The 15261-nt window shown below is 38.1% G+C and carries 10 protein-coding genes; 3 read left to right on the forward strand and 7 right to left on the reverse strand.

From position 1 onward, the window contains the following. Positions 1–46 precede the first annotated feature (46 nt). Together LVD51_RS02110 and LVD51_RS02115 are read right to left on the reverse strand one after the other, a co-directional pair. Positions 47–1039, reverse strand: coding sequence for a glycosyltransferase (locus LVD51_RS02110; protein ID WP_236969524.1), 993 nt, complete (start codon positions 1037–1039; stop codon positions 47–49). A gap of 470 nt (positions 1040–1509) precedes the next feature. Then, complete coding sequence (locus LVD51_RS02115) at positions 1510–2862, reverse strand: Nramp family divalent metal transporter (protein WP_236969525.1); 1353 nt, start codon at positions 2860–2862, stop codon at positions 1510–1512. 249 nt (positions 2863–3111) lie between these two features. Between LVD51_RS02115 and dcd the strand changes: the two genes are divergently transcribed. Beyond that, the gene (gene dcd / locus LVD51_RS02120; RefSeq protein WP_236969526.1) at positions 3112–3648 is read left to right on the forward strand and encodes a dCTP deaminase; all 537 of its coding nucleotides are present in this window, start codon (positions 3112–3114) and stop codon (positions 3646–3648) included. Between the two features lie 51 nt (positions 3649–3699). Here the strand turns inward: dcd and LVD51_RS02125 are convergent, their stop codons facing one another. From LVD51_RS02125 to LVD51_RS02145, 5 genes are all read right to left on the reverse strand, one after another. Next, the gene (locus LVD51_RS02125; RefSeq protein WP_236969527.1) at positions 3700–5727 is read right to left on the reverse strand and encodes a heavy metal translocating P-type ATPase; all 2028 of its coding nucleotides are present in this window, start codon (positions 5725–5727) and stop codon (positions 3700–3702) included. A gap of 11 nt (positions 5728–5738) precedes the next feature. Then, positions 5739–6974 carry an efflux RND transporter periplasmic adaptor subunit gene (locus tag LVD51_RS02130; protein WP_236969528.1) on the reverse strand — a complete coding sequence of 412 codons (1236 nt, stop codon included), beginning with the start codon at positions 6972–6974 and terminating at the stop codon, positions 5739–5741. 8 nt (positions 6975–6982) lie between these two features. After that, positions 6983–11293: a CusA/CzcA family heavy metal efflux RND transporter gene (locus LVD51_RS02135; RefSeq protein ID WP_236969529.1), complete on the reverse strand. Its 4311-nt coding sequence runs from the start codon at positions 11291–11293 to the stop codon at positions 6983–6985. A gap of 66 nt (positions 11294–11359) precedes the next feature. After that, positions 11360–11674, reverse strand: a complete 315-nt coding sequence (locus LVD51_RS02140; RefSeq protein ID WP_236969530.1) for a DUF6660 family protein — start codon at positions 11672–11674, stop codon at positions 11360–11362. A 45-nt stretch (positions 11675–11719) separates the two neighbouring features. Beyond that, positions 11720–12130 carry a Fur family transcriptional regulator gene (locus LVD51_RS02145; protein ID WP_236969531.1) on the reverse strand — a complete coding sequence of 137 codons (411 nt, stop codon included), beginning with the start codon at positions 12128–12130 and terminating at the stop codon, positions 11720–11722. A 194-nt stretch (positions 12131–12324) separates the two neighbouring features. Here LVD51_RS02145 and LVD51_RS02150 point away from each other — a divergent pair, with 194 nt between their 5' ends. Beyond that, positions 12325–13980, forward strand: coding sequence for a M28 family metallopeptidase (locus LVD51_RS02150; RefSeq protein WP_236969532.1), 1656 nt, complete (start codon positions 12325–12327; stop codon positions 13978–13980). A gap of 323 nt (positions 13981–14303) precedes the next feature. After that, the gene (locus tag LVD51_RS02155; protein WP_236969533.1) at positions 14304–15200 is read left to right on the forward strand and encodes a sugar phosphate isomerase/epimerase family protein; all 897 of its coding nucleotides are present in this window, start codon (positions 14304–14306) and stop codon (positions 15198–15200) included. Positions 15201–15261: the final 61 nt, after the last annotated feature.

The raw sequence follows: 15261 nt of genomic DNA on the forward strand, positions 1-15261 counted from the left end.
TAAATATCAGTTATTACTAAATCTAATTATAAGTTGTAATTCAACATTACGAATTCCATGGTAATAACTTGATTGTGTTTAATTCTATCCTTTTGGGAGGACTGGTATTTAGGTTTTGGCCGGATAGTACTAGTTGATATTTCTCTAAATAAGCTTCAGTCATTTTTTTAGAGTGAAAACTCTCTCTTGCATATTCATGGCAAAATCGCGCATTGTATTGGTCACTGTTCAATATAGCCTCTGTCATCTCCTGACCTTCAATGGTTAAGTATCCAACCTCTTTATGGATCAATTCCGGCAGAGATCCATAGGGGGTTCCAAATACTGGACAACCAAAATACATGCTTTCAATTATAGCCAATCCAAATGGTTCATGCCATCGAACTGGAAATATTAATCCTTTAGAGCCTTGAATTAAACCATCTTTTTTAATACCTCCAACCATGCCGTGAAATTCAGCTCGTCGGCTCAGTGTCCAACGAAATCCCATGGAAAAATTTAACCTTCGTCCACCTAATATCTTTATTTTTTCCTTTGGACTGGCTTTAATTACATTGATAGCACCTCTAACATTTTTAACTCTCCAGGCTGCCTTTCCTAAAAAATGGAAATATTTTCTATTAATTTGGAAGTTTACCTTAGAGTAGTCTTCCCAATCTAAACCATTGTATACAAAATTTTGAGAACCAAATCTACTCGCATGATTACTTGAAATAAAAATGGTATTGAGATCGAGGGGATTAGAATGGTTGGGATTTCCATGAAGGGTGATTACGTAGGGCCGGTCGATTGACGTATAGTTGTCGGGGAAATAATGGAAATGGACAAGGTCGATATCTTTGGGGATTTGAGATCTAATGTCCTTATTAGGATTCAATACAATAACCTTAGCAAAATCGCAAGTGGAATTCGCTTCAACTAGATAAGTTATCTTATGGCCTAATTTAACTAGTTCTTTTCCCAAATACCAAATTACTCGTTCCGTGCCACCATAATGTTTAAATGGAATGACACCGTTTTTGACGATGAGTATATTCATAAATTATTTGATCTATTCAGTGAGTTGAATATCTAATTAAAATTATATGAATTAATATACGATATTAATTTAGTATAAGTATATTTAGTTGATTATTTTTTTGTTGTTTTTTATTTAAATGGTTTTGCAAAGTGTTATTTATTCCGGATTTTAAATTATACCAAATGAGTTTATAATTGTCGGTAATCTTTCGATTTCTGTAGAGTACGAGCGAATGAAGTAGTCTGAAAGACTACTAAATGCCTATTTTAAGACATTTGGATCTTGGATCTTCATTCGGTCGTATACTGCATTTGGTCATTATAGCTTGAGCCTGATTTTAGGAGACGCAGGGCCAACCCACACGACATGGAGGTGAAGGAGTGAAGTGCGCAGCACCGTAGAGACGCAATGCCTTGCGTCTTCACTCATTCAATCAGACTTGGTCTCAATGAATATATTTTTATAACCTGGTTTTACGATAAGTACAATTAGACTACCTGATATATGGAATAAAGACCTACGCCCATAATGGCAATGATGCTTATCCATAGAAAGATGTCGTATAGAAGTTTGGGTTTCAATGGTTCGGGCAAGTTGTTGTATCTAAAATGATATGCGGCATATACAACGATTAACAGCAAAATAGAAGTTGAAAAACCCCCAATTAAAATCATCAAAACAGGTAGTTTTATAAAGAAATACAGGATGGCCCATAAACTTGGAAAAATCCATGCCATGGCTTTAAAACTCTTCGCCCTTACTTTGACATCGTGGAAAGAAATCCATCCCAATTGGCCAAATGCATCGGTGAATATTCTTGTCCAACTGGCTAGAGCGGCAAAAACTGTGGAAAATAATGCAACTATGGCACCTAGTAAATACATCACATTTGCCCATGATCCCAATGACTCAGTATACAGTAATGCCAACGTCTTAATGGTTTCATAACCCTCAGGCATCAATCCCTGTGAATGCAAGATGGATGCTCCCAAAAGGTAAAAAGCCGCAGTTACAATGGTGTATACTACCATAGATAAAATAGCGTCCCAATGCATGACCTGTATCCATCCACGAGCTCTATTGTACCACTCTTCTGTATCTTGATAGGGTCCTGTAAATCTCGCATAGCCTTTCTCTATACACCAATAATTGTAATACATGATTTCATCACCACCAATACCGGTTATTCCAAATGCAGCAATGGCAACAGCTACAGCAGACGCTGGAAGTGAAAAGGACAAACCCTCGCGAATATCGGCCCAATGAATCTGGTATTCGGTAAATTGAACGGCTATTAATGAGGCAAAGGTCAGTAAAGTAAAAAATAGGATCATTGATAACGCCAATTTTTCTATAGATCCATAATTCCCCTTAGCTATCAATAATGCAGCTACGATGGCAGCAAAACACACATAAACCCAAATAGGGAAAAATGGCAGTAACATATGGATGGCGATGCCCACACCACCAATGATTCCCCCGACCTGAAGCAATTTGAAAAGTTGAATAAATAACCAACTCCATATCGTCCAATTGGTTTTTTTTATCCGGGGACCGGGCAACTCGTTAAAGGCCATCATCACCGTTTTACCAGAGAAAATGGCTTGTTTACCAAATTCCATTTGCAGGGTAACTTTTACCAAACAACTGACCAAAATGACCCAGAATGCAATAAAACCTGCTTTTGCTCCCAATGCAGTGGTTGCTATAAGTTCACCTGAGCCAACTACAGCCGCCGATAAAATAAAACCTGGACCGATTTGTTTGATTTTACCTATAGTGGTAGTAGGTGGCTCTAAAATTCCTGATTCATCTCTAGTATATAAATCGGTTGTTGCCATGTTTTATAATTTATGTTTTTATTTTTCTAATGATATTGAAATAGTGTAACAAATAAAACAAAATATTTGGACTATTTCCCTTTGTGTGTTTAATTGTTTGCAAATGCTAGTGTTATTAAAAATTTAAAATATTTTATACATCCTTTAATTGGTGATCTCTTCGCTCCGTCTTTTGATAATGTGGTATGAGATATATGATGCTGTTTTAAAAAAACTATTTACCTTGTGTCGCAATTACGAGAATAGCCTATGATACTGAGTGATAAAAAAATATTGGAGTCCATCGATAATGGACAAATAGTAATTGAACCTTTCGATCCTTCTTGTTTGGGAACCAATTCATACGATGTTCACCTTGGAAAGTGGTTGGCCTATTACAAGGATCATATTCTCGATGCTAAGAAACATAACACTATTGAGCATTTAGAAATCCCAGAAGAAGGCTTTGTATTACATCCCAATACCCTATACCTCGGAGTGACAGAAGAATATACTGAGACTCATAATTCTGTACCATTTTTGGAAGGGAAGAGCAGTGTGGGGCGATTGGGTATAGATATTCACGCAACTGCCGGTAAAGGCGATGTAGGTTTTTGTAATACTTGGACATTGGAAATCTCATGTACCCACCCGGTAAGGGTATACGCAGGAATGCCCATAGGTCAATTGATCTATTTTATGGTGGAAGGTGAAATAGAAAACTATTACAATAAAAAAGCCAACGCCAAATACAACGAAAGAACCATTCGACCAGTAGAGTCGATGATGTGGAAAAACAACTTCTAATTCCAGAACCTGGCCGGTGTGATTTGTTTTAGATTTTAGGTAATTAAATCTTTAAGAATTAGTTCCGTCCCAATTCATTTTCTGTAGTCGAATTGCATTGGCTATGGCTACTAAGGCCAATCCTACATCTGCGAATACTGCTTCCCACATGGACGCATAACCGATAGCCCCCAAAATCAAAACAAGGATCTTTACAGCAAAGACAAGGTAGATGTTTTGCCAAATAATTCTTTGGGTTGATCGAGCTATTTTAATGGCTGTGATAAGTTTAGACGGTTGGTCGTTTTGCAAAATAACATCGGCAGTTTCTATCGCAATATCACTACCCATTCCCCCCATTGCAATACCAATATCGCAAGCGGCCAACACCGGTGCATCATTGATGCCATCACCCATAAATGCAGTGATGCGATCTTGTTGATATGTTAAATCTTCAACATAGGCCAGTTTATCTTCTGGCAATAAATCACCTTGGGCATAGGGAATATTCAATTCTTTAGCGATGCCTTGGGTAATACTGTCCTTGTCCCCTGAAAGCATATATATTTCTGATATACCTAGGTTTTTAATTCCCAAAATCGCAGCTTCGGCATCCTCTTTGACTTGGTCGGCTAAAATTACTCGACCCGCATATTCGTCTTTGATAGCAATATAGATTGCCGTACCGGATAATGGATTCAAATTCTGAGGGAGAGTAATTCCTTTCATTGATAGTAAATTTTCATTACCCACAACAACTTCATCACCATTGACTCGACCAGACAATCCACGGCCAGACCATTCTTCTACATCTTGGGCTTGAGGCAGGGGATGATCTACCGAATAATCGAGTAGAGCCTGGGCCAATGGATGGTTGGATTGAGATTCGATAGATTGGATATAGGCCATTATATTTTGATCAGAATAGCCATTTATGGCATCTATATACTTTATGCCAAATTTGCCAGTAGTGACTGTTCCTGTCTTATCCAATACCAAGGTGTTGATCTTAGTAATTTGGTCGATATAATTGCTGCCCTTAAATAAAATACCATTTCTAGAGGCAGCACCCAAACCACCAAAATAACCGAGGGGAATAGAAATAACGAGGGCACAAGGGCAGGAGATGACCAAAAACACCAATGCTCTGTACAGCCAGTCACTAAATACATATTGGTCTAGGAAAATCATTGGGACGAGGCATAGAGCAACCGCTAGATAGAATACTATTGGGGTATATATTTTTGCCAATTTTCTAATTAGTAATTCTGATTTTGCTTTTTTACTATTGGCATTCTGAACCATATCCAAAATCCGAGAAATTGAACTATCCTTGTATGACTTTGTCACTTCTATTTCTAATACATTACTTAGATTGATGGATCCAGCCATAAGATTATGTCCTCTGTCAAAATGTTGTACATTACTTTCACCAGTAATGGCTGCCGTATTTAATTGGGCACTGGCACTGTGCAAAATACCATCTAGTGGTATACTTTCACCTACCTTGACTCGAATCATGTCACCAATATTCACTTCTTCAGGGCTTACGGTAACATAGGTATTAGATCGGGCAACATGGGCTATCTTGGGGCGAATATCCAATAAGGCGGAAATGCTTCTTTTGGCTTTGCGCAATGCATTGGATTGAAGAATTTCACCAAAAGTATAGAACAACATCACGGCTACAGCTTCGGGATATTCACCAATAGCAATGGCCCCGATAGTAGCTATACTCATTAAGAAAAATTCCGTGAAAATTTGCTTTTTACCTATAGCCTTCACAGCCTCTTTAATTACCGGTAGACCTACGATGAGGTAGGCCAATAAATACCAAGGGATTTTGACCCAATTTATGAAAAAAGATGCCTTAAAGTAAAACTCAAAAACCAAGCCAGACAGCAAGAGTAATCCACTTGTAATAATGGGAAGGTAAAGTGGCCAATTAAACGAAAATCTACTCGAATCTTGGGAGTAATCTGATAGCCCCCTTTTATTGGTTGAGTTTGTGATGGGTTGAACTTCTATGTTTGAAGAAGATTCATCCATTGAGCAACATTTTGGATTGATTTCTTTGTCGGTATGTTGAAGGTTTGACATTTTAATAATTTTTAGTGTTCGTGTTCTAGTTCTCCCGATTTGGAATGGGCATATATATAATAGCTTCCCTTTATTACAATTTTATGTCCCGAAGGAAGGTCTTCTAGCATTCGTAAACTGGTATATCCTCCAGATGTAGACTCTGGAATTACCATTATTTTTTTAAACTCTACTGACTTGCCTTCTGAGTCGGGATTGGCAGTATATATATAGGACGATTCACCATCTTGGATAATGGCTTCTTCAGGCAATGCTGTAACAGACCCCCCGTTAAGCCAAATCTTAGCATCAATAAACAAATCTTTAATAAAAGGCTGAATCTCTTCATCGAGATGGCCGTGGATCCTCACCGTTTTATTTTCTAAATTAAACTCTTTTCCAATAATTTCGACTTCTCCATTATACATTTTACTTCCCAAGGCGGGAATAGTGTAGGTGATCTTTTGCCCTTTTTCAATTAGAGCGATATCCTTTTCAAAAACATCCAGTTCTAAATGCAAATGTTCATTACTTATAATCTCTAAAAGTTGGTCTTGAGGATTGACATATTGTCCGTTGTGTATATTTACTGCGGTTATGTAACCAGAACTAGGTGAAATAAGTGGTATTTTGTCAACAAATGGATTTTTCTCGATCTCACCTACATCAATTCCGTAATAGGTCAATTGTTTTTCAATGGACTGTATTTGTGCTTTTTTTATGGCAATGTCTGATTCTAGACTCTGTCTATTTTTTTCAATACCTGCCTTAGCATTAGCTAGGGTTTCCTGTCTGGCAATTGATTGTTGAAGATAGATCAGTTCTGCTTGTAAGGTGAGATAGGATTCCTGTTTGAGAATTAGATCGGGATTTTCGATATAGGCCAAGATCTTGCCTTTTTGAATATATTCCCCTTCTACCATTTTTATACTGTTGGATATAACTCCAGGAAATTTTGTGTTGACACTGGTATAGGCATTCGGAGGCAATCCCAAAGTTCCAGTAGCTTTGATAAAATCGTTTATTTTCATTTCGGAAAAACTTCCAAATTCTATGCTAATGGTATTCATTTGATCACGCGTGAGAGATATCACTTCATGATCGGATGACATCGCTTTCTCACTATGATGGTCACTTGAGGTTTCATCCTCATGTAGATGGTTGTCGGTTGAATGGTCAGTATGATTATCCTCGTCAGTGGATCGAGAGGTGTTTTGACAGGCAAACAATAGGACGAAGAAAAAACTATATATGATATTTAAATTCATTTTGTTAATTATTGATATTGAGTAAAATATTGGTATTGGGCTATAGCATTTTGCCAACCCAAACGTTGATTTAGATAACCTTTCCGTTTCTGAAACAGAAGGTCAAGGGTTTTTAGCAGGTCTAAATAATCCATTTCTCCTGCATCATAAATAGCTTCAGACATAGATTTTACCATCGGATTAATGGTTTCAATTTGTGTCTTGTAGTATGAAAATCCAGCATGATATTGTTCGATCTCTTTAATGGTTTTGGCTATTTTATTGGCTATTTCTAGAGATTGAATTTCAACATCTAATTCACTTTTTTTAATTTCAATGTTTTGGGATTCTATCAAACGTTTTTGTTGAGACCGCATAAGTGGCAAGGTCATCCCCAATTGTAAGCCGTGTAATTGACCGCCATCGAAATAGTTTTGTAAGCCATATCCAATATTGAAATCTGGTTTCATAGACGTCTTTAGTTGATGGAGTTTATGTAGCTGTATATCAATTGATTGCGTCTTTTCTGTTGTCCAAAGACTAGAAGGTTGAGCACTAGGTGACCACGTAATCGTATCCACAGCGGGCAGAGGATGGACAGGGAGATTTTGATTTGTCCATATGGCCAACTGCTCTTCTAAATAGTCAATTTCTAGTCGAGTACCTCGTTGCTGAATTTGGTATTCTTCTAACTGAGATTGAATATGTATAGCTTCCAATGGCTGTGTGAGACCAGCAGATCGTCGAACCTCTGATTTTTTAAGATATTCACGGTATACTTTAATCAAATCTTCATAGACATCCCATAATTCATTTTGGTATTGGGCCTCATAGTAGATTAGTTTTACTGAGAGGACGAGTTCTTGAATATTTATTTCTCTTCTCGTCTTGGCCAATGCAAATAAACCGGCATTGACGGCGTTGGCGGCTTTGACTTTTTGGGGATGAGGCAATGATTGATTTACGGTAAGTTGATTGACCAATTGTCCATTTTCTTTAAAAAGACCGTCGCCCTCATATTGGATTTGAGTATTACCCAAACTGTAGGGCATATTTTGTAAACTGCTGTATTGGTCCACCGATAAATTGAATTGATCCATCAAAGGATGGTTTTGCTGCAATAATGTTATAACACTATCGAGACCCAAGGTTATGGATTGACCTTGTGTCCATTGACTGGCAAACAATATGGGGATGGGCAATAATATATTTCGCAATAAAATTTTATTAGATCCTTTTTCTTGCCATCTAGCTAAATAGTAATACAATATCGGTAAAGCTATGAGGGTCAGAAAAGTAGCTGTGATCAGTCCACCTATGACTACAGTGGCCAAGGGGCGTTGGACTTCTGCTCCCCCAGAGGTAGATAAGGCCATGGGTAAAAATCCCAGCGAAGCTACACTGGCCGTCATTATTACAGGCCGAAGTCGGACTTGTGTTCCATGTTTTATACGGTCCATAATGTCTTTCATCCCTTCATTTTTTAATTGATTAAAATATCCAATGAGGACAATGCCATTGAGAACGGCCACCCCAAACAGAGCAATAAATCCTATACCTGCAGAAATGCTAAAAGGCATATCTCTTAGCTGTAGAGCCCAAATACCACCAATAGCCGAAAGGGGGATAGCGGTAAATATTAGACCAGCTTGTGCTACCGAACCGAAAGTGAAATACAGTAAGATAAATATGATACCTAGAGCAATGGGCAAGGCAATGGACAACCGTTTTGTAGCGGCCTTAAGATTTTCAAACTGTCCTCCATAACTAAAATAATATCCAGCAGGCAGGTTTAATTCCCGATTCAATGATGTTTCTATGTTATTGACCAAGGTTTCTACATCAGTATCGCCCACATTGACGCCGATGACGATTCGACGATTGGTATTGTCTCTAGAAATCTGCATTGGAGCATCTTGAAGGCTAACTTTCGCCAATGAGGATAGTGGTACTTGATTGCCATCATCCAAGGGTACATAAAGTTCTTGTACATCCTGTATGTCTACTCGATTGTCTTGATTGAGTCGAACTACTAGGTCAAATCGTTTTTCGCCTTCGTATATGACTCCTGCTTTTTCACCTGCAAAGGACGATCGAATAACTTGATTGACTTCTTTGACGTGTACACCGTAGCGCGCCATTTTCGAGTAATCGTATTCAATCATTATTTGAGGCATGCCTATGGTTTGCTCGACATTGACAGTAGACACTCCTGGTAATTGTTGAATAATGGATTCAGCTTCTTTTGCTTTATCGTACAATAAGTCGAGATTGTCTCCGTATAATTTAATGGCAATATCAGCTTTGGTTCCAGTCATTAATTCGTTGAATCTGAGTTGGATGGGTTGTGAGAATTCATATCCTACTCCAGGTATGTCGTGGAGACTGGCTTCAAATTTTTCAAAAATTTCTTTTCTGTTTTTAGCCGATGTCCATTCGTCCATGTCTTTCATGATCAACACATAATCGGCGATTTCAACCGGCATGGGATCGGTGGGGATTTCAGCCGATCCTATATTGGCGACAATGTCTTCGATTTCTGGAAACTCGTTGAGCAGTTTTTCCTGAATCATTTTTGCAGTGGCAATACTCTGTGATAATGAGCTTCCAGGTGGAAGAATATGTTGCATGGCCAAATCACCTTCTTCTAAGGTGGGTATAAATTCCCCTCCCATTTTGCTAAACACTGCTATGCTGATACCGAAGATTGCAATGATGACAGCGAGAACGAGTTTTTTATAGGTAAATGCCATTCGAAGTAATGGACTATAGAGGTTTTGGATATAGGCTATTATTCGATCGGAAAAATTCTTTTTATGCTGTACATTTTTGTTCAATAGCCAAGCGACCATCATGGGTACATAGGTTAAAGACAGTATTAAAGCTCCGATAATGGCCAACATTACGGTCTGAGCCATGGGTTTAAACATTTTGCCTTCAATGCCGACTAAAGCCAAAATAGGTATGTATACCATGAGGATAATGATCTCACCGAATGCCGCAGATTTTCTGATTTTTTGCGATGCTTTGATCACTTCCTCATTCATTTGCTGAATGGATAATCTTTGACCCCCTTTTCGCGATACAATTCTGTGAATAATGGCTTCGACGATGATTACTGAACCATCTACGATTAAACCAAAATCGATGGCTCCCAAACTCATTAAATTGGCAGAAATGCCGAATACCCTCATCATGGATATGGCAAACATCATGGAAAGAGGGATTACAGAGGCTACGATTAGACCGGCTCGCCAGTTGCCCAATAGCAAAACGAGGATAAAAATGACGATCAGACCTCCTTCGATAAGATTCTTTTGAACAGTGCCTATAGCGGTATGAATAAGCTTGTCTCGGACCAGATAAGGTTCTATAATTACCCCTTCAGGTAGCGAGGATTGGATTTGGATTACTCTCTCCTTAATGGATTCAGTGACTTTTGCAGTATTGCTGCCCTTAAACATCATAACTTTTCCTCCCACAACTTCTTTACCATCTCTCACCAAAGCACCATATCTAGGAGCTTGACCGTATTGCACTTTGGCTATATCTTTGACAAATACTGGAGTATTTCCTCGATTATTTACCAAAATGTTTCCGATGTCCTCCAAGGATTTGGCCAGACCTGCAGTACGAATATAATAGGTGTTAGGGTTTTTTTCAATATAGGCCCCTCCGGTATTTTCGTTACTTTTTTCGAGGGCGGTGAAGATCTCTCCTATATTGATATTCATGGATTTAAGAAGATTGGGATCAACAGCTACTTCATATTGTTTTAAATGCCCGCCCATGGAATTGACTTCTGCAACACCGTCAATGCCAGACAATTGTCTTTTGACAATCCAATCCTGTATGGTTCGTAATTCGCTAGTACTGTATTGATCTTCATATCCTTCTACAGGGCGGACTACATACTGATATATTTCACCTAAACCTGTGGATATGGGAGACATTTCCGGTCTGCCAATGCTGGGGGGAATGTATTCTTCTGCTTCGTTCAATTTTTCACTGACCAATTGACGAGCTCTGTATATATCTACATTTTCTTCAAAGACAATGGTGATTACAGATAGTCCAAATCTCGATATGGATCTAATTTCAACGATGTTTTGTAAATTTTGCAATGTGAGTTCTAATGGAGTAGTCACAAAGCGCTCAATCTCCAAAGTAGCTAATGTCGGAGAAGTGGTGATGATTTGTACCTGATTATTGGTAATATCTGGTACTGCATCTATGGGAATTTGTCTAATGGAATAACTGCCCCAAAGAATGAGAGCCAAGACCAATAGACCAATAACAAACTTATTCTTTACTGAATAAGCAATGATTTTATCAAACATATTTATGATGTATATTTAAACTATATAATAGGTTTAGTGATGGACATAAGTCCATTATATTATAGTTTAAATATTAGCTGGTGGCTGCCAGATGGTAGTTTGGTATTCCCACTTGTATTGATTGTCGTAGTGGTATAGATAAGAATAATCAAAAATACACTTTTCTTTATCTACCTGAATTATATCGTAAAATGTGATGAATAAGCCACAGCACTGACATATACAGAAAGGTGTACATTCATCTTCACTTTCTTTATCGGTGTCCATGGAATGGTCGTGTTGATCTAGGGTAGTCCATTGATGGTCTACAGCTGTATCGGCACATGGACTAAATCCAAAACCAAGAATAAAAAGCGATAATATGATTAGTATGTTTTTCACTATATAACAAAGATAGTTAATAGTGATTGCAAACGACTTGCAAACTTACAATTGGCAGTGGGCGCAGATTCCTTTCAATACTAAGTTGGCCTGTTTTAAGGTGAAATTGGCAGGCAAGTCCAATTGGGGTACGGTATTGGCAGTCAAACAATAGGTTTCTTCACATTGAATACAATGAAAATGATAGTGTTGATCTTGCGGTCTGCACTGGCAATGTTGAAGACAGAGGGCATACTTTGTTTGGCCAGAGCCATCTTCGATCCTGTGTACTAATTTATGATCTTCGAAAGTTTTTAGAGTGCGGAAGAGGGTAGAGGTATCTGCTTTTTCAAAAGCTAATTCGAGGGATTTTAAGGATACTGCCGTATCTTGTTGGGTGAGGTATTGTAAGACCAATATCCTCATAGCTGTTGGACGAATTTTTCTTGCTTCTAGTTTTGATTCAATCTCATTCATAACTTGGTTACAGCATTTATTTTTTCTATCTTTTACCCTTGGATGCGTGTGCTTACTGAGGTTTAATCCCTTTAATCGCACGTAGTAGGACTAAAAATGGTAAATCAGATTATATGCAATGGTAACAAATTTAATTTATTTTTAGTTGACAATTCTAATGAGGATGATTAATTTAATAAGAATAACAATATTTTATGTATAGAAAATCAGCAATCAATAAAACTAAAATTCCTTTTGTTTCCATTTTATACATTCTTGTATTTTATCTGGGTATTGCCTGTAACAGCGAAGAAAGTTATATCGCACCCACTGGAGAAATCTCTGAAGATTCTTTGAGAATTTATACTAAAACCCTAGCGTCTGATGAGTTTTTGGGCCGAATGCCATTTACCCCTGGTGAAAAGATAACGGTAGATTATTTACAAAAGAAATTAACGCAATTTGGATTAGAGCCTGGGAATGGCGATCAATTTGTTCAGGAGGTACCCTTGGTGGATATCGAAGGTTTTCCTGCCAACACATTGGATATTGAATTGGAAAACGGCAATATGGATATGGAATTGGGTTTGGATTTTGTAGCATATACCCAGCAAGAAGCAACAGAGGTGTCCCTCGATAAGAGTGAAATTATTTTTTGCGGTTATGGCATCAATGCTCCCGAGCAAGACTGGAATGACTTTGAAGGTGTAGATGTCAAGGGGAAGACGATAATTGTGTTGGTCAACGATCCAGGATTGAGTAGTAAGGATTCTACTTTTTTTAAAGGTCGTTCAATGACTTATTATGGTCGCTGGACTTATAAATATGAAGAAGCAGCTAGACAGGGTGCGGCTGGAGTGTTTATCGTTCACGAACCGACAATGGCCGGATATCCATGGTTTGTGGTTCGGAATTCATGGGCTGGCTCTCAACAAAATATTCAGAGTGAGAACAAAGGTAGCGACAAATGTGCGGTTCAGGGCTGGTTGACCTTAGAAGCTGCTCAGAAGTTATTTACCAAGGCTGGTTTGGATTTTTCAACCGTATTTAAATCTGCAGCTCAGCCCGGTTTTAAGCCAATTCCTCTAAATGCTACTGCCAGTATAGAGATCAAAAACAAATTGACATACAATACCAGTCAAAATGTAGTGGCTAAAATTTCTGGAAGTGGTCCTGAGAATATTATTTTTTCAGCGCATTGGGATCATTTTGGTGTGTCTACTCCCATCGATGGAGACAGTATCTACAATGGGGCGGTAGACAATGCTACTGGAGTGGCTGCTTTGATGGAAATAGCCAGAACTTATAAGGAAAATAATATTATGCCTAAAAGGTCGCTGGTTTTTCTATTTGTGACTGCAGAAGAGCAAGGTTTATTGGGTTCTCAATATTATAGTGAACACCCCATCTATCCCCCAAGGACTACGATGGCCAATTTGAATTTGGACGCTATAGAACCACTGGGATTGATGAAGGATGTGACTATGATAGGGTATGGACACTCTACTTTTGATGAAATAACAGAAGCGGAAGCCGCTTTGCAAAATAGATACATTATCCCTGATCAAGAAGCTGAAAAAGGGTACTTCTTTCGCAGTGATCATTTTAATTTTGCAAAAATTGGTATTCCCGCTCTCTATGCCAAGGGTTCCTATGAGCATCAGTCAAAAGGTGTAGAATACGCTAAATCGGTAATGGATCAATATACGGCTCAACACTATCATCAACCTTCAGACGAATATAGAGAGGACATGGATTTCTCTGGCATTCAACAAGATGGTCAGTTGTATTACAATATTGGATGGCGAATTGCTACAGGAGAGATTACACCAGAATGGAAACCCATTTCTGAATTTGCCGCATATCGATAGAATAGAAGGCGTTTTGGGGTTATGTGTATATTTAATTTGGTTGTGTGATAATCGTAAAGTCCAATGAAAATTAATTGAAAATTTTTTATTCATTTTTTATAGTGGATTTATTGAGTCGTATTTAATGACAGGAATGTAAGCTGCTATTGGTTGAAAATGAGGGAGTAATGTTTTGTAGTGTATGTTTTTATAGGGCAGTATTTATTTATGGTTTTCTGTGATAAAAAGTAGTCTTTTGAGATTGACAATGATATTTGGTTTTATATATCAAGAATTTTATTATTTTTGGAAACATTATTCTCATAAAAATTTAAATTTGTAAAATGTCTAAATCACAGTCAAAACAAATGAATAGACGCGCATTTAATCAAGCGCTTGCACTTACTGCTTCGGGTGCAATGTTGAGTCCTCATTCTCTGTTAAATTCTTCTATGATGAAGAAGGGTAAAAATATGAAACTGGGTTTGGTGACCTATTTATGGGGTAAAGATTGGGATCTAGAAACATTGATTACCAACTGTGAAAAGTCCAAATTGTATGGGGTGGAGTTGCGGATAGAACACGCTCATAATGTTCACCTAGGAATGTCGGCTCAAGCGCGACAGGAAGTCAAGATGAGGTTTGCAGACACTAAGGTACAGTGTTTGGGCATGGGGACGAATCAAGATTACCATCACACAGATGCACAAAAATTAAGAGATTCTATTGAGCAGACCAAAGAGTATATCAAATTGAGTCACGACATAGGTGGAACCGGTGTAAAGGTTAAACCGAATGCCTTTCCTAAGGGAGTATCGAAGCAAAAAACATTGGAGCAGATCGGACGTTCGCTCAATGAGGTTGCCAAATACGCCGCCGATTATGGACAGCAGATTCGAGTAGAAGTTCACGGAAGAGGGACTCAGGAGTTACCGCATATGAAAACCATATTTGATGTGGCAGATCATCCAAATGCTACGGTTTGTTGGAATTCAAATGATGAGGATCTTATCGGTGGTGGATTGGAGTACAATTTCAATTTAGTAAAAGATCGGTTTGGAGATACGGTTCACATAAGAGAAATGAACGAAGGAGATTATCCTTATCCTCAATTGATGAAACTATTTAAAGAGATGGATTACAATGGATGGATATTGTTAGAGTGTCGTACTAAACCAGCCGATACTGTGGAGGCAATGAAGGAACAACGAAAAATATTTAAGAAATTAATTAAAGGTTGATCATTAAATTTCAATATATAGAATAGGTGAGGCCGACTTAATGAAGTCGGCCTCTTTTTAT

This window comes from Membranihabitans marinus (genome assembly GCF_021729155.1).
GTDB classification, from domain to species: domain Bacteria; phylum Bacteroidota; class Bacteroidia; order Chitinophagales; family Saprospiraceae; genus Membranihabitans; species Membranihabitans marinus.

Excerpts from the sequence above, each read along its gene's own strand:
- LVD51_RS02110 (WP_236969524.1), bottom strand. The coding sequence starts at position 1,039 with ATGAATATACTCATCGTCAAAAACGGTGTCATTCCATTTAAACATTAT.
- LVD51_RS02115 (WP_236969525.1), bottom strand. The coding sequence starts at position 2,862 with ATGGCAACAACCGATTTATATACTAGAGATGAATCAGGAATTTTAGAG.
- dcd (WP_236969526.1), top strand. The coding sequence starts at position 3,112 with ATGATACTGAGTGATAAAAAAATATTGGAGTCCATCGATAATGGACAA.
- LVD51_RS02125 (WP_236969527.1), bottom strand. The coding sequence starts at position 5,727 with ATGTCAAACCTTCAACATACCGACAAAGAAATCAATCCAAAATGTTGC.
- LVD51_RS02130 (WP_236969528.1), bottom strand. The coding sequence starts at position 6,974 with ATGAATTTAAATATCATATATAGTTTTTTCTTCGTCCTATTGTTTGCC.
- LVD51_RS02135 (WP_236969529.1), bottom strand. The coding sequence starts at position 11,293 with ATGTTTGATAAAATCATTGCTTATTCAGTAAAGAATAAGTTTGTTATT.
- LVD51_RS02145 (WP_236969531.1), bottom strand. The coding sequence starts at position 12,130 with ATGAATGAGATTGAATCAAAACTAGAAGCAAGAAAAATTCGTCCAACA.
- LVD51_RS02150 (WP_236969532.1), top strand. The coding sequence starts at position 12,325 with ATGTATAGAAAATCAGCAATCAATAAAACTAAAATTCCTTTTGTTTCC.
- LVD51_RS02155 (WP_236969533.1), top strand. The coding sequence starts at position 14,304 with ATGTCTAAATCACAGTCAAAACAAATGAATAGACGCGCATTTAATCAA.